Source organism: Streptomyces sp. NPDC088747, assembly GCF_044751025.1.
GTDB lineage: Bacteria > Actinomycetota > Actinomycetes > Streptomycetales > Streptomycetaceae > Streptomyces.
The window spans coordinates 1-24330 of the sequence record NZ_JBIVKZ010000026.1; the positions used below are offsets into that span (position 1 = coordinate 1).

The window sequence follows — 24330 nt, forward strand, 5'->3', positions numbered from 1 at the left end:
GACCTGCTGAGGTGCTGGACCGGCATCTGCACCACCTGCGGCCGCCCTCTCATCGCCAGCAGACCCAGAGCACGAACCTAACGAAGCACTACTAGAGGTAGTCCTCCAGCCGCGCCGGCGTGTACCCCTCGGCCTGGATCCGGCGCAGCAGTCCGACCGTCGCCTCCGTGAGGTCGGGCTCGTCGAAGCCGGACAGGATGTCGCCGGGCCGCAGCGGGCCCGTCCCGGCCTCCCGCCCTCGTACGACGGCCGCGATCCCGCAGTCCGCGGCGGCGCGCAGGGTGGTGGTGTCGTACGTGCCGTAGGGGGGCCGCAGGAAGCGGGGGCGGATGCCGAAGCGCTCTCTGAGCTTGTCCTGCTGGCCGCAGATCTCGGCGCGCTGGCCGGCGTACGGCAGGCCGCGCAGCGAGGAGTGGTCCAGGGTGTGGTTCTGCACGGTCGCGCCGACCACCCGCAGCCGGGCGAAGTGGCCGTATCCCGGCCCGACCACGCTGTCGGTGAGGAACATGCCGACCGGCAGGCGCAGTTCGCGGACCATGTCGACGAACCGCGGGTCGCGTTCGGCGCCGTCGTCGTACGTGAGGAAGACGACCTTGTCGCGGGTGGGCACGCGGTCCACGACGGGCGCGAGACCCGGGCCCGCGGCACGCACGGTGGGCCGGGCGGACGGTTTCGGCGCGACGGCGAGCGGCGCGGACAGCCCCCAGTGGCGGTACGTCGCCAGGGTCGGCCCGTGCGACCGCGCCTTGCCCACCTCGTGCGCCGCCCTGCCGCCCGGCCGTTCGAGGGGGTCGAGGGACTGGGCGCAGCCGGACACCAGCACGCAGGCGAGCAGTGCGGCGGCGACCCCGTACGGCTTCGACCTCACAGATAGTCCTCCAGGCGGGCCACCGCGTATCCCTTGTCGGTGACCGTCTTCATGAAACGGCGGACCATGTCGGTCATCGAGCCCTTCCAGTCCTCCTTGCCCCGGAAGTGGCTGAGGACGATGTCGCCGGGGTGCAGGTCGCGGTCCCACTCGCGGTACTCCCAGTGGTCGACGAAGATCTCCTCGTTCCACAGCGGGGCGGCCTTGATGCCGCAGGACTTGGCGGCGCGCAGGGTGTCCGCGTTGTAGTTGCCGAAGGGCGGCCTGAAGAGCGTCGGGCGCTTGCCGAACTGCTTTCTGATCACGTCCTGCATGCCGCAGATCTCGTGCCTCTGCCGCTCGTAGGAGAGTCCGGGCAGGTAGGGGTGGTGGAGGGTGTGGTTGTTGAGTACGACGCCGCGGTCGCGCATCTCGCGGAAGTACCCGTAGTCCTCCTTGACCAGGTAGTCGCTGAGGAAGGCGGTGTACGGGATCTTCAGCTCGCTCATCATCCGCAGGAAGGCGGGGTCCTTCTCGGCGCCGTCGTCGATGGTGAGGAAGACGACCTTGTCCTTGGTGGGGATGGTGGTGAAGACCGGCGGCAGGTCCTCCCCGTCCTCGACCTCGAAGCCCTCGCGGAACTTGATCACCGGCTTCCTGGCCGGGGCCGGCGGCGCGGCCAGCGGGGTCTTGGCGAGGCGCCAGCGCTTGGCGGCGGCGGCCCTGGCCGCCTGGGCGAGCTTGAGTTTGGCGGCGGCGTCGAGCGCCGGGGCGGGCGCCGGTTTCGCGGGGGTGGAGTCGGCCCCCGTGGCGCAGCCGGACACAAGGGCGGCAAGGGCGAGCGCGGCGATGCCGGTGCGGGCCGCCGTCACTTTCATACCCTTTTTATAGTTTTGTCGTACTGATCGCATGGCGCCGGATCCTCGCAGGTCACCGCCCTCGCGGGGGTACGACACCTCGGCCGCACGCGCGCCGTCCACCGACTGGCCCACAATGGCCCGGTGAACGACCTCCCTCCGCTGACCCCCCTCGCCTCCTTCGCCGCCCTCCTCGCCCCGGAGGGCCGGGCCCTGCTCGACGAGGTGCGCGGCACCGACCCGGCGCGGGAGCTGGCCGTCGCCACCCGGCTGCGCCGCGAGCACCCGGCGGACCTGGTCTCGGCGGCCCTCGGACAGGCGCGGCTGCGGCAGCGGGCGGCGGCGAAGTTCGGGGCCGCGGACGCGGAGCTGATGTTCTTCACCCCCAACGGGGTGGAGCAGTCGACCCGTACGACGGTCGCGGCGCACCGCGCGGATCGGCTGCGCGCCCTCGGTGTCGGCTCCGTCGCCGACCTCTGCTCCGGTATCGGCGGCGACGCGATCGCGCTGGCCCGCGCCGGGATCCGGGTCCTCGCCGTCGACCGGGACCCGCTGACGGTGGCGGTGGCGCGCGCGAACGCCGACGCGCTCGGCCTCGCGGACCTGATCGAGGTGCGCGAGGCGGACGTCACGGAGGTGGACGTGTCCGGGTTCGAGGCCGTGTTCGTGGATCCAGGGCGCCGGGGCGGGCGGGGACGGATCTTCGACCCCGAGGCCTACTCGCCGCCCCTGTCGTGGGCGGTCGGCGCCGCCTCGAAGGCTCCGCTCGCCGCGCTGAAGATCGCTCCCGGCATCCCGCACGAGGCGGTTCCCGCCGAGGCGGAGGCGGAGTGGATCTCGGACGGCGGCGACGTGAAGGAGGCGGTGCTGTGGTTCGGCACCGAGCCGGGCCTGGTACGGGCCACGCTGCTGCCGGGGCCGCGCGAGGTGCGCGGGCGCGGGCTGCCCGATCCGGCGGTGCGGCCGGTCGGGCGGTATCTGTACGAGCCCGACGGCGCCGTCATCCGGGCGCATCTGGTCGCGGAGGTGGCCGAGGAACTCGACGGCGGCCTGGTCGACGAGACGATCGCGTACGTCACGACGGACCAGGCGCGCGCCACCCCCTACGCCTCCGGGTACGAGATCACCGACCAACTCCCCTTCAGCGTGAAGCGGTTGAAGGCGCTGCTGCGGGAGCGGGGCGTGGGCGTACTCACGGTGAAGAAGCGCGGGTCGGCCGTCGAGCCTGAGGAGCTGCGGCGCAAGGTTCTGCCGAAGTCGCAGGGCTCGAAGTCGGCGACCGTGTTCCTGACCCGGGTGGCGGGTGCGCCGACGATGCTGCTGGGGCACCCGCTGACGGCCTGAACCGCGGCGGGTCGGGGCGATGGCGTTCCGGGGCGATGGCGTTCCGGGGCTACGGCGTTCAGGACCGCCGCGGGTCAGAACTGCGGCGATTCAGGGCTACGGCGGCTCAGTCCTGCGGCGGTTCGCGACTGCGGCCGTTCAGGACCGCGGCGGGTCAGGACTGCGGCGGTTCGGACTTGCGGCATTCAGGTCCACGGCGGCTCGGAGTTACGGCGGCTCGGAGCTACGGCGTTTCAGACCGCGGCGGGTCCAGTTCGCGCACCCGCGCCCGCAGTAGTTCCCGTTCCTGTTCGTTGCGCGTCAGTGTGATCGCTCGCTCGAATTCCGCGCGCGCCTGTGCCGTGCGGCCGAGCCGGGCGAGCAGGTCGCCGCGGACGCTCGGGAGCAAGTGGTAGTCGCGCAGGGCGGGTTCCGCGGCGAGGGTGTCGACGATGGCCAGGGCGGGTGCCGGGCCGTCGGCCATCGAGACGGCGACCGCGCGGTTCAGCTCGATGACGGGGGACGGGGAGCGCGCGGCAAGCAGGCCGTACAGGGTGGCGATCCGGCCCCAGTCGGTGTCCTCGTACGCGTACGCCTGTGCGTGGCACGCGGCGATGGCGGCCTGGAGGGCGTACGGGCCCGGCCCCGTGGTGGTGACGGCGCCGGCGCGGCCCAGGGCGGCGAAGCCGCGGCGGATCAGCATGCGGTTCCAGCGGCGGCGGTTCTGGTCCTTCAGCAGGACCGGCTCGCCCGCCGGGCCGGACCGGGCCGCCGCGCGTGACGTCTGGAGCTCCAACAGCGCGGCCAGACCGTGCACTTCGGGCTCCTTGGGCATCAACTCGGCCAGCACGCGGGCGAGTCGCAGGGCGTCCTCGCACAGGGCGGGCCGCAGCCAGTCCGCGCCCGCCGTGGCCGCGTAACCCTCGTTGTAGATCAGGTAGATGACCTCAAGCACCGATCCGAGGCGGGCCTCGCGCTCCGGGCCGTAGGGGACCTCGAAGGCCACTCCGCTCGTCGCCAGTTTCCGTTTGGCGCGCACGATGCGCTGAGCGATCGTCGCCTCGGGGGCGAGGAAGGCGCGGGCGATCTCGACGGTGGTCAGGCCGCCGAGCAGCCGCAGGGTGAGGGCGATGCGGGCCTCGGCCGAGAGGACGGGATGGCAGGTGGTGAAGACGAGCCGCAGCAGGTCGTCGTCGATGTCCTCCGGGTCGGCGGGTTCCTCGAAGGGCGTGGTGGTGTCCAGGTCGCGGCCGATCTCCGCGAGCTTGCGCGCGTAGCGCTCCCGGCGGCGTACGAGGTCGATCGCGCGGTGTTTGGCGGTGGCCATCAGCCAGGCGCCCGGGTTGTCCGGCACGCCGTCCCGCGGCCACTGCTCCAGCGCCGCGACCAGGGCGTCCTGCGCGAGTTCCTCGGCGATACCGACGTCGCGGACGACGCGGGTGACGCCCGCGATGACGCGCGGGGACTCGATCCGGAAGATCGTCTCCACGGTCGCGAGAGCGTCGGCATCGGCGTCGGTACCGGGGCCGGTGCCAGGGCCGGTGCCAGGGCCGGTGCCGGAACCGGAGCCGCTGCCGGGGCCGGGCGAGGCCGACGGCGCGGATGCGGGTGTGGTGACGGGGGGCTGCTGGTCCACAGCCCCCCATCAGACACCAGGGACGGCCTCAGGCCAAGGAACGGCTCAGCCGCCCATGATCTCCCGCACCTCGGACGTGACCGTCCAGTGCTCCTCGTGGACCCTCAGGAACCGCTTGGCCCACTCGACGGCCTCGGCCTTGTCCTTGGCCTGGATGATCGCGTAGCCGCCGACGACCTCCTTGGACTCGGTGAACGGGCCGTCGGTGACGGTCAGTTCGCCCTTCTCCCAGTGGACCCGGGTGCCCTGGGCGGTGGGGGCGAGGCCGGCGGTGTCCAGCATCACGCCCGCCTTGGTCATCTCCTCGATCAGCTCGCCCATCCGCTGCATCAGCTCGTCACTGGGGCCCTCGGCGGGAGCGTTCTTCTCGTCGATCCGGACCATCGACAGGTAGCGCGGCATGGTGACTCCTTCAGCAGCGGGCGGGGACTGTCCCCGCCTCTCACCCATGCGTCGAACGGGAGACGCCGGTCTCGACACTGTCCCCGGATTTCTTCGGATTTCTTCGGTCTGGATCTTCCGGGGGCTCGTTTCCGCTGTTCGCAGGCCCACGGACGGCTCAATCGGCGAAGTCCTTGAGCTTCTCGGTCTCCAGGGTGAAGCCGACGGGATCGGGCAGCTCGACCAAGGCGCCGAACGGCCGAGCGGTACCTGAGCGGTACTTCCCGTCCTCCGGATCGGAGTACACCGTGACGGTCGCGGCTTCCCTGTCGATCAACAGGTAGACGGGGATGCCAGTAGCCGCGTAGGCCTCCGGCTTCTCGATCCGGTCACGCCGGGTGGCGTCGCTGTCGGGGGACGTGACCTCGACCACCATCAGGACACCGTCAGGCGCCGCCCACTCACCCTTTCCGGCGAAGTACTCCTCGGGTACCAGAGCACCGTCGGGCCGGGCTCGCCCCTGACGGTACGCCTCGACCTGGAGCCCCTGTTCCGGATAGAGGAACAGCTCGGGGCGATGCTGCATGCACCGCCTGAGAAGCCAGGCGACGATCTCGCCGTGATTCCCGTCAGGCACGGCCTTGACCCCGATCTTTCCGTTCAGGAACTCCAGGCGCGCCGTCTCGTGCGTGAGGAGGGCGAGCTCTTCGAAGTCCTCGATGCCCATCTGGGGGTGGTCGGACGTGCTGGGGGTCATGGCGTCGCCTCCTCCACTCCATCCTGCCCCGGCAACGGGCGGACCGTGCTGCAAGGTCGTCACGTGCCTGTTCCTTTCCCTGTACGTGTCCCGTTGCGCAGGGCCGCTCGCAGCCGCCCCGCATGGGTCTGGACCCGGTCCGCCGGGAGACCGGGCCGGTCGCCCCAGCAGCCGCCGCACAGGCCTCCCCGCAGGCTGGTGCTTTCGCTCGGCTCGCCGCAGGCCGTGCACAGGGCCTCGTAGGGCGACGGTGTCGGCGGTGCGGGCGGGAGCTTGGCCAGCAACCGGGCGCGTACGAAGCCGTGCGCGTGCGCCACCCGTTCCGGGAGGCCGGCCGTCATCGCCGCCACGAGCTGCGCCTCGCCCGCGCCCCGCGCGAGCCACTCGGCGGCGTGTTCCTCCAGCGCCCCGCACTCCCCCGCCGACAGCGTGAGCCGCGCGTCGATCCGGCCGAGTCCCGCCAGCACGCCGTACGCCGCCGATCGCGCCGCTTCCGGCGAGCGCCGCTCGGTGACCGGGGCCGCCCCGGCGAGCAGGGCGTCCCACCAGGCGTCGTCGCGGGCGGTGCGCGAGAAGAACGTGTGCCAGACCCAGCGCGGGCAGCCGTCGACGGTGACCGGACGCCGTACGCGGCGCAGATGGCCCGCTACGGAGAGGTTGTTGAGGGCGGTGCCGATGGCGCACTGGCCGTAGTCGAGATGCCTGGCCAGCGTCTTGATGGACATGTCCGCCTCGTCGTCGAGCCGGTCGAGGTACGTGGCGATCGACGACTCACGGGCGGGCAGATGTGCGAAGTCCCGTCCGGTGCGCGGTTCCTGGTCCGGGGCGGACCTCTTCCCGTATCCGGGATTGGCCGCGGGGTGGGCGGAGGGGCGCGGGGCAGCACTAAGCTGGGCCGTAGCCAATGGATCGACCTCTTTCGATCTGCTGGTCAGACCCCCGCGTGGTGCTGCTAACACCCACGGGGGTCGATGCTTTCCCGGCGCACGCTACACGTCCGCCACGCTCCGGCGCGACCCGGTCACGAAAAGTCATCTCCCCTGGCCCGAGCGGCACTTCGGCCGCCGACAAGGGAGGGTGGGCGGGTTGAGCCACCCACCCATTCCTTGCAAAAAGAGTCTCGAATCCCGACCCCCGAAGCTCAAGCCCCGACGTGCGTGATGAACTCCGCCCACACGGAGGCGGGAACCGTCAACTCGGGCCCACTGCCGGACGGGTTGAGCTTCGAGTCCCGGACATGGACGGTACGGGGGGTGAGGGCGACCTCGACGCAGTCGCCGCCTTCGGTGCCGCTGTACGTCGACTTGAACCAGGCGTGGGCGACCTCGACGCAGTTGCCACCTTCCGTGCCGCTGTAACTCGACTTGAACCAGGCGAGTCCGGTGTTCACCACTCGTCAGCCACCTTTCCGATGAACCGTGCCGACTCCTCCGTACTGAGGGCCTGCGTCCGGATCATGCCAAAGCGCTGGGTCAGATTGCTGAGTTCCTCCGAACGGGAGTGCAGCACGCTGACCGCCTGCCCTTCCTCGTAGGCGTAATGCTCTCGCTCGGGCGTCTCGATCAGCACCATGGGGCCGTTGAGTCCGGCATGCGCGCCCCGGTCGGTCGGCAGCACCTGGACGGAGACATTGCGCAACCGCCCCAGATCCAGCAGGCGTCGGCACTGTTCCCGCATCACCGCCGCCCCGCCCACGGGACGCCGTAGCGTGATCTCCTCGAAGACGAAGCCGTAGTACGCCGTCGGCTTGCGGACCAACAACTGCTGCCGCTCCAGCCTGGCGGCCACCCGGCTCTCGATCGTCTCGTCGTCCAGCGGCGGGTAGTGGGCGTTGAGCAGCGCCCGCACATACGCCTCAGTCTGGAGCAGGCCGGGAATCAGCAGGGTCTGGTAGGACTGCAAGGCGATGGCGTCGGCCTCGCAGTCCATAAAGTCCTGCGTGCGCGGCGGAAACCGCTCCGGCTCCAGATACTGCGCCGCCGCCTTCAACTTCCCCCGCGCCCCGAACAGTTCATCGCCCACGGCGAGCAACCGCGCCGTCGGCCTCCGCACCCCGCGCTCGAACGCGGTGATCGTGTCCGGCGAGTAGTTGGTCTCGTCGCCGACCCGCTCGCGGCTGACCCCCGCCTCCTGGCGCCACATCTTGAACTGGTTGCCGCAGTACTTCCACGCGGTCGGCGACTGCTCGGTCACAAGCCCTCCCCCACCTGGGGCACACCACGCTGTGTGCATCACCGGTCATCCAAGGTTACGGCAGGTCACCGGAGCGACGCCCACAGTTCGCTCGCCTCCGGTTCGTCCGCCACCACCCTGTTGGGGTCCGAGGCGGCCGGCAGCACCGGCATGGTGACCGTCTTGAGGGCGTCCGAGGGCAGCGACTTGAGGCTCTGCCCCAACCGCATCAGCTCGGTCAGGGAGTTGAGGCCGGTGTCGGTCGTGAGGCTGCCTGTGACCGCGTCGGCGACCTTGTACAGCTTGGTGGGGTCGGTGAGGAGGCTGGTGTCGGACATCTGCTCCAACAGGGCCTTCACCAGGGTCTGCTGGAGGCCTATGCGGCCGAGGTCGCTGCCGTCGCCGATGCCGTGCCGGGTGCGGGCGAGGGCCAGCGCCTGGGTGCCGTCGAGGTGGTGCTCGCCCGCCTTCAGGACCAGGTGGCTGTCCTCGTCGTCGATGTCCTCGTCCGTGGTGACCGTGACCCCGCCGAGCGCGTCGACCAGCTTGGCGAAGCCGGAGAAGTCGATCTCGATGAAGTGGTCCATGCGGACGTCGGTGATCGACTCGACCGTCTTCACGGCACAGACCGGACCGCCCACCGAATAGGCGCTGTTGAACATCGAGTTGTAGGCCACCGAGGTGGTCCCGCCGGAGGAGGTGGGGCAGGACGGGCGGGTGACGAGGGTGTCGCGCGGGATGCTGACCACCGTCGCCGCCGTACGGCCCTCGTCTATGTGGACGACCATCGCGGTGTCCGAGCGGGCTCCCGAGGTCGTGCCGCCACCGCCGAGCGCCGCGTTCTCCTCGCCGCTGCGGGAGTCGGAGCCGAGGACCAGGATGTTGAGCGCCCCGCTGGGGAGGGGGCTCGCGGAGGCCGCCGCCGACGGGGTGGACACGGTCTTCGGCGGGCGGTCGTCGCCGAGGGCGCTGTTGATGTCGACGGTTCTGATGTTCTGGTTGAGGTGCCAGTACACCCAGCCCGCCCCCGCGGCGGAGAGGACGAGGGCGCCGGCGAACACGATGCCGGCGACTTTCAGCAGGCCCCGCCGTCGGCCACCCCGGCCTTCGACGCCTTCGCCCTGGTCCCCTTCGACGCCCTCGTCATGATCCCCGTGCTCGTCTTCAGCCGTCACACGAAGGAACATAAGTCCGAATTATTACGAGCAGGAACCCCTTCTGCCCATTCCTTCGGAAAATCTCAGACTTCTCAGCCATGGCTCAGAGCCGACCCCAGAACGCTCAGCCCACCGTCACGGCGGGCACCGGATTGCTCCCACTCCATGCCCCGTTGAACCCGAATGTCACCGAACCGCCGTTCGGCACCGTTCCGTTGTAGGACGCGTTGACGCAGCTCACCGCCGCGCCCGTCTGCGTGCAGGTCGCGTTCCAGGCCTGCGTGATCCGCTGGCCCGCGCCGAAGCTCCAGCTCACCCGCCACGCGGACAGGGCCGCCCCCGAGCAGGCGATCCGCACCTGGCCCGTGAAACCGGTGTTCCACTGACTGGTGACGCCGTACGTCGCCGTGCACGCGCCCGTCGGCGGGGTGGTCGTGCCGCCGAGCGCCGTCGCGATCGCGTGGTACGCCGGTTTCGGCACGTAGTTCTCGTCGTACGGGGTCGCCGCCCCGTAGCCCTCGAAGACGTCCGGAATCCAGGAGTCGGAGTCGGTGAAGCCCCAGACGGTGACCCCCGAGCACCCGCTGACCGCGACGCAGGCGTCGAGCACGGCCTTGTAGTCGGCGGCCTGCTGCGTCAACTTCGCCTCGGAGGCCGGGAGTTGCATGCGGATGTCGAGTTCGGTGATCGCGACGTCCACCCCGAGGTCGGCGAATCGCTGGATGTTCTGCTGGAAGGTGGCCGGGACCTGGCCGAGGATGAGGTGGGCCTGGAGGCCGACGCCGTCGATCGGGACGCCGCGCTCCTTCAGCGACTTGACCAGGTTGTAGAGGGCGGTGCTCTTGGCGTTGACGCCCTCGACGTTGTAGTCGTTGATGTAGAGCTTGGCGCTCGCATCGGCCGCCCGCGCCCAGGTCAGCGCCTGGGCGATGTAGTCGGCGCCGAGGCCGTTGTACCAGAGCGTCGAGCGGTAGGTGCCGTCCTCGTTGAAGGGCTCGTTCACCACGTCCCAGGCGGCCAGCCTGCCTTTGTAGCGCGTGACTTCGGTGCTGATGTGATCCTGGAGCAGCGTGCTCAGCTCGGCCGGGGTCCAGGTGCCGTTCTCCAGCCAGTCCGGGTTCTGGCTGTGCCAGACCAGCGTATGGCCGCGCACCTGCTGGTTGTGCGCCTGCGCGAACGCGACGATCTGGTCCGCCTCGGCCCAGTTGTAGGTTCCGCGGCTGGGCTCGACGGTCTCCCACTTCATGGCGTTGCCGGGGGTCAGCCAGTTGAACTGGGCACCGGCGATGTCGCCGTACGTGCCGGTGAGCTTGGACCCGGTGACGGCGGTGCCGATGGCCTTGCCCTTGGCGGCGGCGAGGTCGCGCAGCGGGGTGTCGGCGGCCTGGGCGGCGGGGGCCGCCACCAGCAGGGCGCCGAGGGTGACGAGGGTGGCGGCGCCGGTCAGCAGTGACGCCGGGGAGAAGCCTGATCTCAGAGATCTCATTGCGGGTACCTCCGAAAGTTTCGGTCGTGCAACCGATTGGCTTCGGAGAGTGTGGAGCGGCCCGCACCACTCGTCAATACAGGAACAGCGTCCCGTCCCGGACCCAGGAACCGCGCCCCGCCCCGGCATGGCCGGAACACGGCTACACCGGCGACTCCCCCGCATTGCACCGCCGGAACACGGCTACACCGGCGACTCCCCCGCATTGCACGGCCGGGACACGGCTACACCGGCGGCGCCCCCGTGCTGCTGCGCACCACCAGGCTCGTGGCCAGCTCCATCCGGGTGCCCGCGGCCGGCTGTGCGCGCCGTCCGAGTTCCAGCACCAGCCGCGCTGCCGCCTCGGCCATCTCCGTCAGCGGCTGCCGTACGGTCGTCAGCGGCGGGCCGACCCAGCGTGCCACCGGCAGATCGTCGAAGCCGACGACGCTCAGGTCCTCCGGCACCCGCAGCCCCAGCTCACGGGCGGCCTCGTACAGACCCAGGGCCTGGAGGTCGTTGCCCGCGAAGACGGCGGTGGGCCTGTCCGGTGACCTGAGCAGTTCGAGGCCCGCGCGGTAGCCGGAGTCGTGGTGGAAGTTGCCGGGCAGGATCAGCGCCGGGTCGACCGGCAGCCCGGCCGTCTCCAGGGCGGCGCGGTAGCCGTCGACGCGGGCGCGGCTGCACATCATGCGCGTAGGGCCGCTGATCGCGCCGATCCGAGTGTGGCCGAGCTCGACGAGGTGGCGGGTCGCGGCCAGCCCGCCCTGCCAGTTGGTGGCGCCGATGGACGGCACGTCGTCGCCGGGGTCACCGGCCGGGTCGAGCACCACGAACGGGATGGCCCGGCTGGTCAGCAGCGCCTGCCCGGAGGCGTCGAGGCCGGACAGGACGAGGATCACGCCGTGCGGGCGGCGGGCGGCGACCTGGTCGGCCCAGGTGCGGCCGGGGGTGAGCCGGCCCGCGCTCTCGGAGAGCACGACGCTCAGCCCCTCGTCCCGCGCGACGTTCTCGACACCCCGGATGACCTCCATCGCCCAGGCGCTCTCCAGCTCGTGGAAGACCAGGTCGATGAGGGGTGACCGGCTGGACTCGGCGCGGCGGCGCCGGTAGCCGTACTCGCGCAGCAGCCCTTCCACCCGGGTACGGGTCGCCGGGGCCACGTCGGCCCGCCCGTTGAGCACCTTCGAAACAGTCGGAGCCGATACCCCGGCCTCGCGGGCGATCTCGGCGAGCGTGGCGGTCTGGGTCGACCGCCGTGCCGTCCCCGTCCCCAGAGGCCGCGCCGGATTGGCAGAAGTCATGGCGGAGATCGTAGCCCCGCCCACCCGCGCGGCTAACCCCCTTTGACGCCACACTCCTCCCAGGACAGTCGGCCACCGGCGCGAAACATTCGGTCCGCGCGCCGCCCGACTCCTTTCTCTGGCGCGGCCCGGTTCACTTCACCCGCACCTCGCACCGCATCCGCCGCTCCCGCCCCACCACCCGCTCCGGCCCAGTCAGCGTCACGAGCACCGAGTGCCGTGCGCCCTCTCCCCCACTGGAACCGCCCAACCACAGCTCCAGCTCGCCCGGTTCGACGATCCGGTCGCCGTCAGGACCGGTGTACGCGGCGAGGTCGGCCGGGAACGTGAAGTGGACCTCCGCCGAGGCCCCCGCCTCCAGCGGCACCCGCGCGTAGCCCACCAGCCGGGCCACCGGCCGCGCCACCTTGCCGACGGGGTCGTGGAGGTAGAGCTGCACGACCTCCGTACCGGCCCGCTCCCCGGTGTTGCGGACCGTCAGGCGCAGCGTCGTCTCACCGTCCGTGGGGAAGGTGTCGGTGTCGGCCGTGGGGCCGTGCCAGGCGTACGTGGTGTAGGAGAGCCCGTGCCCGAAGGGGAACAGCGGGGTCGGGTCGAGGTTGCTCGCCTCGCCGCGCAGGCCGAGCGGCGGGGCGAGGTAGGTCCACGGCTGCCCGGCGGGGTCGCGCGGCACGCTCACCGGCAGGCGGCCCGAGGGGTTCACCCGGCCGGACAGCACCCCGGCGACCGCGGGTCCGCCTTCCTGGCCCGCGAAGAACGCCTGCACCACGGCCGCGCAGCGGTCCGCCCACCGGCCGAGCGCGTAGGGCCGCCCGGAGAGCACCACGAGCACGACCGGCGTCCCGGAGGCCAGCGCCGCGTCCACCAACCGCCCCTGCCCCTCCGGTAGTTCGAGGTCGGCCGCGTCGCAGCCCTCGCCCGAGGTGCCCCGGCCGAACAGCCCCGATCGGTCCCCGACGGCGACCACGCACACCTCGGCGGCGGCAGGGTCGTCGGTGAACTCCGCGTCGGGCAGCTCCGCCCGCAGCGCTTCCAGCAGCGTCGGCACGGCGACGCCCATCGGCAGCTCGGGGTGGTCGAGCAGCACATGGCGGGGGAAGGTGTAGCAGCCGAGCATGGCCGCAGGGTCGTCGGCGAGCGGTCCCAGGACCGCGATCCGCCGGGTCCCCTCACCGAGCGGCAGGACACCGCCGTTGGACAGCAGGACGACCGACTCCTCCGCCAACCGCCGTGCCAGCAACCGCATATGGGGCGGATCGAGATCGGCCGGGGACCCGTCGGCGGGCGGCGGCGCCCAGTCCGGGTCCAGCAGCCCCAGTTCGCACTTCTGCGTGAGGACCCGCAGCGCCGCCCGGTCCACCAACTCCTCCTCCAGCGGGCCGTCCCCGAAGCACCGCACCGAGGGCAGCTCCACGTCCACGCCCGCCGCGAGCGCGAGCGCCGCCGCACCGGCAGGCGAGTCGGTGAGCCCGTGCGCCGACTCCAGGAAGGAGACACCGAAGTAGTCGGCGACGACCGTCCCGCCGAACTCCCATTCCTCCCGCAGGAGTCGGGTGAGCAGCGCGTGATGAGCGTGCGCGGGCAGGCCGTCGACGTCGTTGTACGCCGCCATCACCGACCGCGCGCCGCCCTCCCGCAGGGCCATCTCGAACGGGGGCAGGATGACGTCCGCCAGCTCACGCGGCCCGATCGAGGCGGGCGCGTGGTTACGGGCGCCGCGTGAGGCCGAGTAGCCCGCGAAGTGCTTGAGCGTGGCGATGATCCCGGCCGACTCCAGCCCCTGGACGTAGGCGGTGCCGACGGTCGCGACCAGGTAGGGGTCCTCGCCGATCGACTCCTCCGTGCGGCCCCAGCGCGGATCCCGTACGACGTCGAGGACCGGCGCGAGGCCCTGGTGCACGCCCACCGACCGCATCGAGGCGCCGATCGCCGCGGCCATCTCCTTGACCAGGGCCGGGTCGAAGCTCGCGCCCCAGGCGAGCGGCGTGGGGAAGATCGTCGCCTGCCAGGCGGTGAAGCCGGTGAGGCACTCCTCGTGGGCGACGGCGGGCAGCCGGAAGCGGTTCGCCGAGCGGATGCGCTCCTGGAGTGCGGCGAGACGGGCGGCGCCCTCGGCCGGCTCGACCGGCGTGGTGCCGAAGGGGCGCGTCAACTGGCCGAGGCCGTCGGGGAGAAGCTCCGTCAGGTCGACCCCGCCGGACAGCGCGTGCTGGAGCGGCGCCATGTCGCCGCCCGGCGTCTGGTCCGAGCCGGGCCAGATCCCGTAGAGCTGCGCGGTCTTCTCCCGGAGGGTCATCCGGGAGAGCAGATCGGCGGCGCGGACGCCTGCGGGGAGAGCGGGGTCCTGCCAGGGGTGGGTCATGTAACTCCTCACAGCGGTGGAGGGGAGGGGGTCAGCCCTTGGTCGCGCCGAGCGTGATGCCGCCGATCAACTGCCGTTCGGCGACCGCGTAGAAGGCGAGGGCGGGCGCCATGGCGAGCACCAGATACGCGAAGATGCGGGCCACGTCGGAGGCGTACTGGCCCTGGAACTGCTGGATGCCGACCGGGATGGTCCACCAGGTGGGCTCGCTGAACACCAGCAGGGGCAGCAGGAACTGGTTCCAGCTCCCCACGATCGCGAGGACCGAGACCGTGCCGAGCGCGGGCCGCGCCAGCGGCAGCAGGATGCGCCAGAAGAAGCCGAAGCGTGAGCAGCCGTCGATGGTCGCCGCCTCCTCCAACTCCCCCGGGATCTCCCGGAAGAAGCCGCGCAGGATGACGATCGTGAGCGGCAGGCCGAAGGCCGCCTCGGGAAGGATCACGCCCCACGGGTTGTCGAGGAGCCCGAAGGTGCGCAGCAGGATGAACAGCGGCAGGATCGCCACCGCGAACGGGAACATCAGCCCCATCGTGAACAGGGTGAACATCAACTCCCGCCCACGGAAGGCGAACCGGGCCAGCGCGAAGGCCGCGAGCGCCGCCGTCGCCACGGTGAGCACGGTCGCGCCCACCGCGATCAGCGTGCTGCTGCCGATGGACCGCCAGAACGCGCCCGAGCCGAGCAGCGACGTGTAGTTGGAGGTCACCCAGGGGTCGGGAAGCCCGAAGGGGTTGCTGGAGAGCTGGTCGGTGGACTTGAAGCCGGAGATGAGGGCGTACAGCAGCGGGGTCACCATGAAGACCCCGACCAGCCAGAGGACCGCGTACAGGGGCGCCTTGCGCAGCCTGCGCCGCCGCACCACGTCCTTCGGTACGCCGTTCCGCGCGCCCGGCACCGCGTCCTTCTCCGCGCCCGGCGCCGCGCTCATCGGTTCGCTCGCATGGTGGTGATGGCTCCTTCGGTGTCACGGCGCAGCACGAAACGCTGGTAGGCGAGGGCGAAGACGAGGCTGATCAGGAACATCGCGACGCTGATCGCGCTCGCGTAGCCCATCTGGTAGCGCTTGAAGCCGTACTGGACCATGGAGATCGCCATCGTCTCCGAGGCGTGGTCGGGACCGCCGGTGGTGATCACCCACACCAGGTCGAAGAGCTGGATGGAGAAGATGACGGACAGGAACGCGCTGATCCGGATGGTCGGCGCCAGCAGCGGCAGCGTGATGTGACGGAACCGCTGCCAGGTGCCCGCGCCGTCGATGCGCGCCGCCTCGTGCAGTTCGGCCGGGATGCCCTGGAGCCCCGCGAGGTACAGCATCATGTGGAAGCCGAAGTACTTCCACGTCATGACGAGGAAGAGCGTGGGCAGCACGGTGTTCTGACCGGCGAACCAGTCGCCGCCCAGCGCGCTCAGCCCCACCTCGTCGAGGACCTTGTCGGCGAGCCCGTCCCCCGGCGCGAAGATCATGCCGAACAGCACGCCGGTGATGACCTCGGACAGGATGTAGGGCGCGAAGAACAGCATCCGGTACACCGCCCGGCCGCGCAGCTTCTGGTTGAGCAGCACGGCCATGGCGAGCGCGAACGGCAGTTGGACCACGATCGAGAGCCCGATCAGCAGCCCGCCGCGCGACAGGTCGCCGAGGAAGACAGGGTCCTTGAGGAGCCGCGTGTAGTTGCCGAGGCCCTCGAAGTCCGCGATCGGCCCGAAGCCGCCCCAGTCGAAGAAGCTGATGTAGAACGCGTAGCCCATCGGCACCAGCACCAGGAGCCCGAAGAGCAGGAGCGCCGGGACCGTGAACACGAACGCGCCGAGCCAGTCGCGCAGTCGGCGCCCGGCGGGCCCACGGGGTTCCACGCCGGGCGGTGACTGCGGCACCGGGCCGGGCTCCTTGCCGGCGCCGGCCTCGGGCGCGTACGTCGGTGTCGTCGAGTGGGTCATCGGCGGCGGCTAGCCCTCGCTCTTGGCGACCTGGGTGACCGAACGCGTGACCTGTTCAGGGGACTTGGAGCCCGCGATGAGCGCGGCAACGCTGTCGTTGATCTCCTGGCCGACGGCGGGGGCGTACGCCTGGTCGAGGTAGAGCTGGAAGCCGGTGGCGGTGTTCAGCGCGTCGGACACGGCGGTGAGGTTGGCGTCGGTCAGCGCGCCGCGCGCGGCCTTGGACACCGGTATCAGCCCGGTGTCCTTGACGAGTTTCTCGGCGAACTCCTTCTCGGCGAAGAACTTCAGGAACTCCACGGCCGCGTCGGGGGCGCCCTTGCGCAGCGCGTGTCCGCCGCCCCCGCCGAACACCTCGGTGAGCGCGCCCTTTCCGCCCTCGACGGCGGGGAAGGAGAAGAAGCCGAGGTCCTCGCCGATGCCCTTGCCCGAGTCGTTCTGGACGACGGGCGCCCACTGGCCCATCAGTTCCATGCCCGCCTTGCCGTTGCCCATCGTGGCCGCCTCGCCGTTGGGCGTGGAGTAGGCAGCCCCGAGGAACCCCTTCTGGAACGGTTCAAGGGCGACGAGGTCCTTGAGGTGCTGCCCCGCCGTGACGAACCCCTCCCCGGTGAAGTCGGCGTCGGTGGCCGCCTTCTGCATCGCTTCGAGCCCGGCGACCCGCATGGAGAGGTACGCCCAGTAGTACATGCCGGGCCACTTCTCCTTGCCCGCGAGGGCGATCGGGGTGACCCCGGCGTCCTTGAGCGCCTGGACGGCGTCCAGGTAGCCGGACCAGGTGGTGGGCGGCGAGGCGATCTTCGCCTTCTCGAAGAGCGCCTTGTTGTACCAGAAGCCGACCATCCCGATGTCGAAGGGCACCGCGTACGTCCGGTCCTCGATCTCGTACGCCGCCTGCGCGGCCGGCACGAAGTCCTTGGTCCAGGACGCCACCTTGTCCGTCAGGTCCTCCACCAGACCGGCGTCGACCTGCTGCTTCAGGACCCCGCCGCCCCAGGTGTGGAAGATGTCCGGCAGCTTCCCCGAGGTGGTCAGCGCGGTCATCTTCGACTTGTACGCCTCGTTCTCCAGCGTGACGATCTTGATCCGCACGTCGGGGTGCGCGGCCTCGAACTCCTTGGCCCGCTCCGCCCACAGCTTCTTCGCGGGCTGGGTCGTGGTGATGTTCCACCACTCGACGGTGGTCCTGCCCGAACCGCTCCCCTCGTCGGAGGAACCGCACGCGCTCAGGGCGGCCGCCCCGAGCCCGGTCGCCGCGGAGGCCGCGAGGAACCTCCGGCGATTGAGAGAGGGGTAGGTGTTGCTCAACGCTCGCATCGCGCACCTTCCGGAAGCCTGCCGAGAATTATCGGTCGAGTGCGCGGGAAGTTACGGACGTACGACAGGTAAGTCAACGGCCCTGACAAATAAGGGGTTTATGAGCGCGCTGCGAACGCCGGGCGGATCAGTGCCCCTTCAGGGGCGCGGGGAACTGCGCGACCGGCCCCCACCGGCCCGCGGCCGGTGAACGACCCCGCCCACCCCGCCCGGGGCCCGCGGGCCGTCAGCCCAGCGGCGCCGTACTCGCCCGCACCACCAGCTCGGTGGCGAGCTCCACCCGTGGAGACGCCGGCTCCTCCCCCACCGCGAGCCGCAACACCGTACGAGTCGCCAGCTTGCCCATGTCGGCAAGCGGCTGCCGCACGGTGGTCAACGGCGGCGCCGACCACCGCACCTCGGGCAGGTCGTCGAACCCGACCACACTCATGTCCTCGGGCACCCGAAGCCCCCGCCGCCGCAACGCCTCGATCGCCCCGAGCGCCATCTGGTCACTCGCGGCGAACAGCGCGGTGGGCGGCTCCGCCAGGTCGAGCAGCCGGTCACAGCCCTCGAACCCGGACTGGTGGTAGAAGTCCCCCTGCACGACGAGGTCGTCGTCGACCGCGACCCCCGCGCTCTCCAGCGCCGCCCGGTACCCGTCGAGCCGCGCCCGCGAGCACAGCAGCCGCACCGGCCCGGCGACGAAGCCGATCCTGCGGTGCCCGAGTCCGAGCAGATGCTCGGTGGCCGCCATGCCACCGGCCCAGTTGGTGGCACCGACGGTCGGCACGTCCTGGAACGGCGACCCCGCCGGATCGACGACCACGAGCGGCACCCCGAGGCGCCGCAGCTCCTCGTGCATCAGGGGCTCCAGCACCGAGGTCACCAGGATCACCCCGTCCGAGGCACGGGCGCGCAGGTTGGTCATCCACTGCCGGGCCGAGCCGGACGCCCCGTGGATGGCCGACACCACCGTGCCGACCCCGGAGGCGTGCGCGACCTCCTCGACGCCGCGGATGATCTCCACGGCCCAGGGGCTGTCGAGGTCGTTGAAGACCAGGTCGACCAGGGCGGCCCGGTCGCCGGGCGCGGACGGCTTGCGCCGGTAACCGTGGTGGCGCAGCAGGTCCTCCACACGGGCCCGGGTCTCCGGCGACACATCGGAACGGCCGTTGACGACCCGCGACACGGTGGGCACCGAGACGCCGGCCTCCCGGGCGATCTCGGTGATCGTCACCTTGTTCTTGATGCTCTCCCGGGCCACGCGCCCACCTCCGTCGACAATCATGAAACCTTGCAGGAGTCTTCCGGAAAAGCGAGGTCGACGGGAAGCCAAGCCGGAAGTCGACGTGAAGCCCGGCCGGAGTCGCAGATGACCCGACAGCCGTCAGGGCACCGGCTCGAACCGCCACCTGTGCACCGCCCGGGTGACCAACTCACCCTCGGGTTCCGGCAGTTCGGGAAGTTCGGCGTCGTACGGCGCGTCCCACCAGGTGAGCACGAGCACCCGGTCCTGGGGCGCCCGGAAGATTTCCCGGCGCACGGGCTCGGCCCCCAGTTGCTGCTCGCGCACCCAGTCGAGCAGTTCCCCGCCCCGCCCGGCGGCGGCCCGCGCCTCCCACATCAGCACCACGCTCACGAGTACAGGTTCTCCTTCGAGACCTCGTGCACATGGTCGTGCGAAGCGGTGGCGTGCCCCCGCCCCGGCACATGGGTGTCGGTCACCGGCAGCGACGAGTCCGCCGACAGGTCCCAGTCGGAGGCGGCCCGGTTACGCGCGACCATCTCGGCGCCCAGCGCGGCGACCATCGCGCCGTTGTCCGTGCACAGCTTCGGCCGCGGCACCCTCAGCCGGATCCCGGCGGCCTCGCAGCGCTCCTGGGCGAGCACCCGCAGCCGGGAGTTGGCGGCCACCCCGCCGCCGATCATCAGGTGGTCGACACCCTCGTCCTTGCAGACCCGTACGGCCTTGCGCGTCAGCACGTCGACGACCGCCTCCTGGAAGGACGCGGCCACGTCGCGCACCGGCACCTCCTCGCCCGCCGCCCGCTTGGCCTCGATCCAGCGGGCCACGGCGGTCTTGAGACCGGAGAAGGAGAAGTCGTACGCCGCGTCGCGCGGCCCGGTGAGCCCGCGCGGGAACGCGATCGCTCTCGGGTCGCCCTCCTTGGCGTACCGGTCGATGACCGGGCCGCCGGGGAAACCGAGGTTCAGCACCCGCGCGATCTTGTCGAAGGCCTCGCCCGCGGCGTCGTCGATGGTCGCGCCCATCGGCCGTACGTCGGAGGTGATGTCGGCCGAGAGCAGCAGCGAGGAGTGGCCGCCGGAGACGAGCAGCGCCATGGTCGGCTCGGGCAGCGGCCCGTGCTCCAGCTGGTCCACGCAGATGTGCGAGGCGAGATGGTTCACGCCGTAGAGCGGCTTGCCCAGCGCGTACGCGTACGCCTTCGCGGCCGAGACCCCGACGAGCAGCGCGCCGGCGAGCCCGGGGCCCGCGGTGACGGCGATCCCGTCCAGGTCGGAGGCGGCGACTCCCGCCTCCTTCAGGGCGCGCTGGATGGTCGGCACCATCGCCTCCAGGTGCGCCCGGGAGGCGACCTCGGGCACGACCCCGCCGAAGCGGGCGTGCTCGTCGACGCTCGACGCGATGGCGTCCGCGAGCAGCGTGGTGCCGCGGACGATGCCGACGCCGGTCTCGTCGCAGGAGGTCTCGATGCCGAGGACGAGCGGTTCGTCAGCCATTGCTCTCGGTTCCTTGTACGCCGTTTACTGAGGTGGAGGGGTCGTTGAGGCGCATCACGAGCGCGTCGACGTTCCCCGGTTGGTAGTAGCCGCGGCGGAAACCGATGGCCTCGAAGCCGAAGCGTTCGTACAGCTTCTGTGCGCGGATGTTGTCCACCCGGCACTCCAGCAGCACCTCGGCGCACTCGAAGGCGGTCGCGGCCCGCAGCAGTTCGGTCAGCAGCCGGGCGCCGAGCCCGGTCCCCCACTGCTCGCGTCGCACGGCGATCGTCTGTACGTCGCCGAGGTCGCCGGAGGCCGCGAGTCCCGCGTACCCGTCCAGGCGCCCGTCCTCCTCGGCCACGACATAGCGCCGGGTCGCCTCCGGCCCGCGCGCGTGGGCGAGCTCGGACCAGAACATCCCCCGCGACCAGGCGTCCTCGGGGAAGAGGTCCTTCTCCAGACCCAGTACGGGATCGATGTCCCACCAGCGCATCTCGCGCAGCACGGCGGTCACTTGGGGGTGACCACCTTGTAGTTCTTGGGCACCTGGGCGTCCGGGCGGCGCAGGTAGAGCGGCCGGGGAGCGGGCAGTTCCTCACCCGCCGCGAGCCGCTCCGCCGCCAGTGCGGCGAGCGCGGCGGCCGAGACGTGCTCGGGTCCGCGGGCGTCCGGGAAGCTGTCGGGGTAGAGCAGCGCGCCCGCTCCGACGGCGGGCAGACCGCCGAGGTCCAGCTCCGCGGGCCGGTCCACGGCGGGCTCCGACACGCGGGTGCGCGGATCGGCGTAACGCGCCCAGTAGACCTCCTTGCGCCGTGCGTCGGTCGCCACGACGAAGGGGCCCTCGACGTCGGCCGCGTAGGCGAGCCCGTCGAGGGTGCACAGGCCGTACACCGGCACGCCGAGCGCGAGGCCGAAGGTGTCGGCGGTCATGAGGCCGACGCGCAGCCCGGTGTAGGGGCCGGGGCCGACCCCGACAACGATGCCGGTGACGGCGTCGAGGCGCAGCTCCGCCTCGGCGAGCACCCGGTCGACGGCCGGCAGCAGCAGTTCCCCGTGCCGACGCGCGTCCACCTGGCTCGACGAGGCGATGACGGCCGTGCCGTCGTGCAGGGCGACGGTCACGGCGGGGGTGGCGGTATCCAGAGCGAGCAAGAGCACGCAAACAGCGTACGGCGCCCGAGCCGGACGTATGGCCGCCCCGGTGTTCAGTACCCGCCCTGCTACCGTCACCACAAGCGACGTGCAGGGCAGGAACGTGGTTCGAGAGGCAGGCGTACAAGGTGGCTAGGAGCAGCTCGGGAATCGTGGCCGGGCTCACCGTGGCGGCGGTCGCCGCAGTCGGTTTCCTCGCCTACCAGGCGTCCGCGAACGTGCCGGACGACCTGGGCAAGGGGAACTCGGGTGCGACGCCCAAGGCCTCCGCCTCGAAGACCCCCCGGCAGTCCGCCGACCCGGCGGCACTGCCCGCCGCGTCCGGCACCGGTGAGCGCGTCGTCTACGCGACCGGGACGGACCGCGTGTGGCTGGTCGGCGCGAACAACAAGGTGCGGCGCACCTTCGAGGTCACGCCCGGCACCGTGGACCCGGCCAAGGGGACGTACGCCGTGACGACCCGCGCCAACGCGGTCACCGGCTCGGACGGCGTGCAGATCGAACACGTCGTCCGCTTCACCTCGGTCGACGGCGTCGCGATCGGCTTCAGCGCCGCCGTCGACGGCACCACCACCGCCCCCGACGCCACCAAGAAGCTCGGCGGCATCCGAGAGTCCCGCGAGGACGGCACCGCCATGTGGAACTTCGCAACAGTCGGCGTAAAAATCGTCGTCCTGAAGTAACAGCCCGCGACCGGACGACCCCGCCAGTGCCCCTTCAGGGACGCGGGACACGGCACGATCAGCGCCCCTTTAGGGGCGCGGGGAACTGCGCGGCCAGCCCCCACCGGACCCGCGGACGAAATCCCCCCCCACCAGCGGAGCGCTCACGCAGCCCTGCGAGGCTCCGACTCCGCATCCGGCACAGCCGGCAACGGCGCCCGAGGCGGAAGCGAAACCGCCTCGGCCGCAGCGCAGGAAGCCAACAGCTCCCGCATCGAAACCCCACCGACAGCCGCCGGCACCGGCACCGCACGCGATGAATCCGACCGCTCTGAAGCCGACCGTTCTGAAGCCGACATGGACGCCTCCTGGAGCTTCGGGGGCCACCATGATTAGGTAGACCTAACCACGACCTGATGTCCATGTGACCACGCCCGGGACGCGAAAAGCAACATCTTGCCGACGCCTTGTCGGAACGTTATTCGAACGTACGAAGAATCCGGCGTTCAGGCGGAGAGCACGCCCAGATCCGCCCCCGCCCAGCGCCCCCCGAGCCCGGTCAGCGCGACGTGCCGGACCTCGTCCGTGGTGTCGCCCACGGCCCGGTGGATCACGACGTGCAGCCGGTCGTCGGTCAGCTCCTCGACCTTGCCCTCGCCCCACTCCACGACGATCACCGAGTCGGACAGCGAGACGTCGAGATCGAGGTCCTCCATCTCGTCGAGCCCGCCGCCGAGGCGGTACGCGTCCACGTGGACGAGCGGCGGACCCTCGCCGAGGGAGGGATGCACGCGGGCGATGACGAAGGTCGGCGAGGTGACCGCACCGCGCACGCCGAGCCCTTCGCCGAGGCCGCGGGTCAGTGTCGTCTTGCCCGCGCCGAGTTCGCCGTTCAGCATCACCAGGTCGCCCGCGCGCAGCAGCTTGGCGAGGCGGAGACCCAACTCCCGCATCTGCTCCGGGGAGTTGACGGTGATCCGAACGCCGGTGCTCCCCGCGGTGGGCTCAGCCGGGTTGTGGGCTGCTGCTGGTCGTTCCATAGCCACCAACGGTAGCCCCTGCCGGGACGGCTCCCGCGCGCATCAGGAGGTCGGCGAGACGGTCTATGACCACCTCGGGGTGCTCCAGCATCACGAGGTGTCCGGCGTCCGGCACGAGCACCAGCTCGGCGTCGGGCAGCAGGTCCGCGATCGCCTCGCTGTGCTCGCTCGGCGTCACCAGGTCCTTGAGACCGGCGAGGACGAGCACCGGCATGGCCGCGAAGTGCACGAGCGCCGCGGTCTTGTCGTGTTCGGTGAACGCCGGGTAGAACTCGGCGACCACGTCGATCGGGGTGCCCTCGATCATGCGCTCGGCGAACCGCTCGACGGCCGGGTCGACGTCCCGGGTCGCGAACGAGTACCGCTTGATGATCCCGGCGAACAGATCGGCCGTGGCCCGCCGCCCCCGCTCCACCAGGGCGGCCTGCTGTCCGAGCGCCTTCAGCACGCCGGGCAGCGCCCACCGCACCGCGTTGACGCCCGCTATGGGCAGCCCGAAGTTGACCTCGCCGAGCCGCCCCGACGACGTACCGACGAGTGCGGCGGCGACGACCCGCTCGCGGATGAGTTCGGGGTACTGGTCGGCCAGCGCCATCATCGTCATGCCGCCCATGGAGTGCCCGACCAGCACGATCGGCCCCTCGGGCACGGCGGCGTCGATGACGGCCTTCAGGTCCTGGCCGAGCTGGTCGATGGTGACCGGCTCCCGCTCCTGGACCTGGCCGACGCCCCGGCCGGAGCGCCCGTGGCTGCGCTGGTCCCAGTGCACCGTGCGCACCACACCGCGCAGCGCGGCCCGCTGGAAGTGCCAGGAGTCCTGGTTGAGGCAGTAGCCGTGGCTGAAGACGACGGTGACGGGGGCCGGTGCCTTGCGGCCGAAGAGCCGTCGGCGGCGGCCGTTGAGCGGGGCCTCCGGTTCGAGGTCGTCGACCTCGTAGTACAGCTCGGTGCCGTCGGAGGCGTACGCCTTGCCGGGCGTGCCGCGCAGCGCGCCGTAGGGTCCCGCCGAGTCGAGGGCGAGCCGGGCCCTCTGCCGCATGCCGCGGCCGACGGTGAGCCGCTCTATGGCGACCCCGGCGGCGGCACCGGCCGCGACCACGCCTATGGCGACGCCCGCGATACCCGTCGCCTTGCGCCAGTTCCCGGCGGAGGCGGCGACCGCCGAGGCCGCATCCACGACGGCCTCCGCGCTGCTCTCGCTCACTTCCCGCTCCTTTTCACCGGCTGCCCGCACTGTTCGAGGTCCTGGCGCGC

Annotated in this window: 24 protein-coding genes; 2 read left to right on the forward strand and 22 right to left on the reverse strand. The window is 71.3% G+C overall.

The features are described from left to right. Positions 1 to 91: 91 nt before the first annotated feature. A complete protein-coding gene (locus ACIP79_RS39935) occupies positions 92 to 868 on the reverse strand; it encodes a polysaccharide deacetylase family protein (RefSeq protein WP_401232282.1) in 777 nt (258 codons plus the stop codon). After that, a complete protein-coding gene (locus ACIP79_RS39940) occupies positions 865 to 1758 on the reverse strand; it encodes a polysaccharide deacetylase family protein (protein ID WP_401232285.1) in 894 nt (297 codons plus the stop codon). Before ACIP79_RS39940 ends, ACIP79_RS39935 begins: the two co-directional genes overlap by 4 nt. 90 nt (positions 1759 to 1848) lie before the next feature. Here ACIP79_RS39940 and ACIP79_RS39945 point away from each other — a divergent pair, with 90 nt between their 5' ends. After that, complete coding sequence (locus ACIP79_RS39945) at positions 1849 to 3048, forward strand: SAM-dependent methyltransferase (protein WP_401232288.1); 1200 nt, start codon at positions 1849 to 1851, stop codon at positions 3046 to 3048. Between the two features lie 223 nt (positions 3049 to 3271). On the opposite strand, the gene ACIP79_RS39950 is transcribed toward ACIP79_RS39945, so the two are convergent. The 18 genes from ACIP79_RS39950 to tsaB all read right to left on the reverse strand — a co-directional run bounded on the left by ACIP79_RS39950 (position 3272) and on the right by tsaB (position 21380). Continuing rightward, positions 3272 to 4516: an RNA polymerase sigma factor gene (locus ACIP79_RS39950; protein ID WP_401232546.1), complete on the reverse strand. Its 1245-nt coding sequence runs from the start codon at positions 4514 to 4516 to the stop codon at positions 3272 to 3274. Positions 4517 to 4708: 192 nt separating this feature from the next. Then, positions 4709 to 5065, reverse strand: coding sequence for a YciI family protein (locus ACIP79_RS39955; RefSeq protein WP_383678659.1), 357 nt, complete (start codon positions 5063 to 5065; stop codon positions 4709 to 4711). A gap of 157 nt (positions 5066 to 5222) precedes the next feature. Next, positions 5223 to 5801 carry a Uma2 family endonuclease gene (locus ACIP79_RS39960; RefSeq protein ID WP_401232291.1) on the reverse strand — a complete coding sequence of 193 codons (579 nt, stop codon included), beginning with the start codon at positions 5799 to 5801 and terminating at the stop codon, positions 5223 to 5225. A gap of 59 nt (positions 5802 to 5860) precedes the next feature. Then, the gene (locus ACIP79_RS39965; protein ID WP_401232294.1) at positions 5861 to 6706 is read right to left on the reverse strand and encodes a hypothetical protein; all 846 of its coding nucleotides are present in this window, start codon (positions 6704 to 6706) and stop codon (positions 5861 to 5863) included. A gap of 236 nt (positions 6707 to 6942) precedes the next feature. Further along, positions 6943 to 7194: a DUF397 domain-containing protein gene (locus tag ACIP79_RS39970; protein WP_401232296.1), complete on the reverse strand. Its 252-nt coding sequence runs from the start codon at positions 7192 to 7194 to the stop codon at positions 6943 to 6945. Then, positions 7188 to 7994, reverse strand: a complete 807-nt coding sequence (locus tag ACIP79_RS39975) for a helix-turn-helix domain-containing protein (protein ID WP_401232299.1) — start codon at positions 7992 to 7994, stop codon at positions 7188 to 7190. Before ACIP79_RS39975 ends, ACIP79_RS39970 begins: the two co-directional genes overlap by 7 nt. A gap of 65 nt (positions 7995 to 8059) precedes the next feature. Next, positions 8060 to 9160: an LCP family protein gene (locus ACIP79_RS39980; protein WP_401232302.1), complete on the reverse strand. Its 1101-nt coding sequence runs from the start codon at positions 9158 to 9160 to the stop codon at positions 8060 to 8062. Between the two features lie 94 nt (positions 9161 to 9254). Further along, positions 9255 to 10616 (reverse strand): endo-1,4-beta-xylanase, encoded by a 1362-nt coding sequence (locus ACIP79_RS39985; protein ID WP_401232303.1) that lies wholly within the window; start codon positions 10614 to 10616, stop codon positions 9255 to 9257. Between the two features lie 224 nt (positions 10617 to 10840). Continuing rightward, positions 10841 to 11899, reverse strand: coding sequence for a LacI family DNA-binding transcriptional regulator (locus tag ACIP79_RS39990; protein ID WP_401232306.1), 1059 nt, complete (start codon positions 11897 to 11899; stop codon positions 10841 to 10843). Between the two features lie 133 nt (positions 11900 to 12032). After that, the gene (locus ACIP79_RS39995; RefSeq protein WP_401232308.1) at positions 12033 to 14261 is read right to left on the reverse strand and encodes a glycoside hydrolase family 3 N-terminal domain-containing protein; all 2229 of its coding nucleotides are present in this window, start codon (positions 14259 to 14261) and stop codon (positions 12033 to 12035) included. A gap of 31 nt (positions 14262 to 14292) precedes the next feature. After that, on the reverse strand, positions 14293 to 15057 hold the full coding sequence (locus tag ACIP79_RS40000) for a carbohydrate ABC transporter permease (protein ID WP_383678803.1): 765 nt from the start codon (positions 15055 to 15057) through the stop codon (positions 14293 to 14295). 128 nt (positions 15058 to 15185) lie between these two features. Continuing rightward, positions 15186 to 16199 carry a carbohydrate ABC transporter permease gene (locus tag ACIP79_RS40005; protein ID WP_401232311.1) on the reverse strand — a complete coding sequence of 338 codons (1014 nt, stop codon included), beginning with the start codon at positions 16197 to 16199 and terminating at the stop codon, positions 15186 to 15188. 9 nt (positions 16200 to 16208) lie between these two features. After that, positions 16209 to 17516 (reverse strand): extracellular solute-binding protein, encoded by a 1308-nt coding sequence (locus tag ACIP79_RS40010; protein WP_401232314.1) that lies wholly within the window; start codon positions 17514 to 17516, stop codon positions 16209 to 16211. A gap of 226 nt (positions 17517 to 17742) precedes the next feature. Then, positions 17743 to 18786: a LacI family DNA-binding transcriptional regulator gene (locus ACIP79_RS40015; RefSeq protein ID WP_401232315.1), complete on the reverse strand. Its 1044-nt coding sequence runs from the start codon at positions 18784 to 18786 to the stop codon at positions 17743 to 17745. Between the two features lie 99 nt (positions 18787 to 18885). Continuing rightward, a complete protein-coding gene (locus tag ACIP79_RS40020) occupies positions 18886 to 19137 on the reverse strand; it encodes a hypothetical protein (protein WP_401232318.1) in 252 nt (83 codons plus the stop codon). Next, positions 19134 to 20240: a tRNA (adenosine(37)-N6)-threonylcarbamoyltransferase complex transferase subunit TsaD gene (gene tsaD / locus ACIP79_RS40025; protein WP_401232321.1), complete on the reverse strand. Its 1107-nt coding sequence runs from the start codon at positions 20238 to 20240 to the stop codon at positions 19134 to 19136. Before tsaD ends, ACIP79_RS40020 begins: the two co-directional genes overlap by 4 nt. After that, the gene (gene rimI / locus ACIP79_RS40030; protein ID WP_383678805.1) at positions 20233 to 20715 is read right to left on the reverse strand and encodes a ribosomal protein S18-alanine N-acetyltransferase; all 483 of its coding nucleotides are present in this window, start codon (positions 20713 to 20715) and stop codon (positions 20233 to 20235) included. The genes tsaD and rimI overlap by 8 nt, the downstream gene beginning before the upstream one ends. 17 nt (positions 20716 to 20732) lie before the next feature. Then, positions 20733 to 21380, reverse strand: a complete 648-nt coding sequence (tsaB, locus tag ACIP79_RS40035; RefSeq protein ID WP_383678684.1) for a tRNA (adenosine(37)-N6)-threonylcarbamoyltransferase complex dimerization subunit type 1 TsaB — start codon at positions 21378 to 21380, stop codon at positions 20733 to 20735. A 122-nt stretch (positions 21381 to 21502) separates the two neighbouring features. On the opposite strand from tsaB, the gene ACIP79_RS40040 reads away from it, so the two are divergent. Beyond that, positions 21503 to 22057, forward strand: coding sequence for a hypothetical protein (locus ACIP79_RS40040; RefSeq protein WP_383678686.1), 555 nt, complete (start codon positions 21503 to 21505; stop codon positions 22055 to 22057). Between the two features lie 485 nt (positions 22058 to 22542). On the opposite strand, the gene tsaE is transcribed toward ACIP79_RS40040, so the two are convergent. Both tsaE and ACIP79_RS40050 read right to left on the reverse strand, forming a co-directional pair. Beyond that, positions 22543 to 23076: a tRNA (adenosine(37)-N6)-threonylcarbamoyltransferase complex ATPase subunit type 1 TsaE gene (gene tsaE / locus ACIP79_RS40045; protein ID WP_383678688.1), complete on the reverse strand. Its 534-nt coding sequence runs from the start codon at positions 23074 to 23076 to the stop codon at positions 22543 to 22545. Continuing rightward, on the reverse strand, positions 23042 to 24280 hold the full coding sequence (locus ACIP79_RS40050) for an alpha/beta fold hydrolase (protein ID WP_401232325.1): 1239 nt from the start codon (positions 24278 to 24280) through the stop codon (positions 23042 to 23044). The genes tsaE and ACIP79_RS40050 overlap by 35 nt, the downstream gene beginning before the upstream one ends. Positions 24281 to 24330 lie beyond the last annotated feature (50 nt).

What these genes read in the sequence shown, in the direction of transcription:
- ACIP79_RS39940 (WP_401232285.1), bottom strand. Translation starts at nt 1,758, where the DNA reads ATGCGATCAGTACGACAAAACTATAAAAAGGGTATGAAAGTGACGGCG.
- ACIP79_RS39955 (WP_383678659.1), bottom strand. Translation starts at nt 5,065, where the DNA reads ATGCCGCGCTACCTGTCGATGGTCCGGATCGACGAGAAGAACGCTCCC.
- ACIP79_RS39960 (WP_401232291.1), bottom strand. Translation starts at nt 5,801, where the DNA reads ATGACCCCCAGCACGTCCGACCACCCCCAGATGGGCATCGAGGACTTC.
- ACIP79_RS39980 (WP_401232302.1), bottom strand. Translation starts at nt 9,160, where the DNA reads ATGTTCCTTCGTGTGACGGCTGAAGACGAGCACGGGGATCATGACGAG.
- ACIP79_RS39985 (WP_401232303.1), bottom strand. Translation starts at nt 10,616, where the DNA reads ATGAGATCTCTGAGATCAGGCTTCTCCCCGGCGTCACTGCTGACCGGC.
- ACIP79_RS39990 (WP_401232306.1), bottom strand. Translation starts at nt 11,899, where the DNA reads ATGACTTCTGCCAATCCGGCGCGGCCTCTGGGGACGGGGACGGCACGG.
- ACIP79_RS39995 (WP_401232308.1), bottom strand. Translation starts at nt 14,261, where the DNA reads ATGACCCACCCCTGGCAGGACCCCGCTCTCCCCGCAGGCGTCCGCGCC.
- ACIP79_RS40000 (WP_383678803.1), bottom strand. Translation starts at nt 15,057, where the DNA reads ATGGTGACCCCGCTGCTGTACGCCCTCATCTCCGGCTTCAAGTCCACC.
- ACIP79_RS40005 (WP_401232311.1), bottom strand. Translation starts at nt 16,199, where the DNA reads ATGACCCACTCGACGACACCGACGTACGCGCCCGAGGCCGGCGCCGGC.
- ACIP79_RS40010 (WP_401232314.1), bottom strand. Translation starts at nt 17,516, where the DNA reads ATGCGAGCGTTGAGCAACACCTACCCCTCTCTCAATCGCCGGAGGTTC.
- ACIP79_RS40015 (WP_401232315.1), bottom strand. Translation starts at nt 18,786, where the DNA reads ATGATTGTCGACGGAGGTGGGCGCGTGGCCCGGGAGAGCATCAAGAAC.
- tsaD (WP_401232321.1), bottom strand. Translation starts at nt 20,240, where the DNA reads ATGGCTGACGAACCGCTCGTCCTCGGCATCGAGACCTCCTGCGACGAG.
- rimI (WP_383678805.1), bottom strand. Translation starts at nt 20,715, where the DNA reads ATGCGCTGGTGGGACATCGATCCCGTACTGGGTCTGGAGAAGGACCTC.
- tsaE (WP_383678688.1), bottom strand. Translation starts at nt 23,076, where the DNA reads ATGGAACGACCAGCAGCAGCCCACAACCCGGCTGAGCCCACCGCGGGG.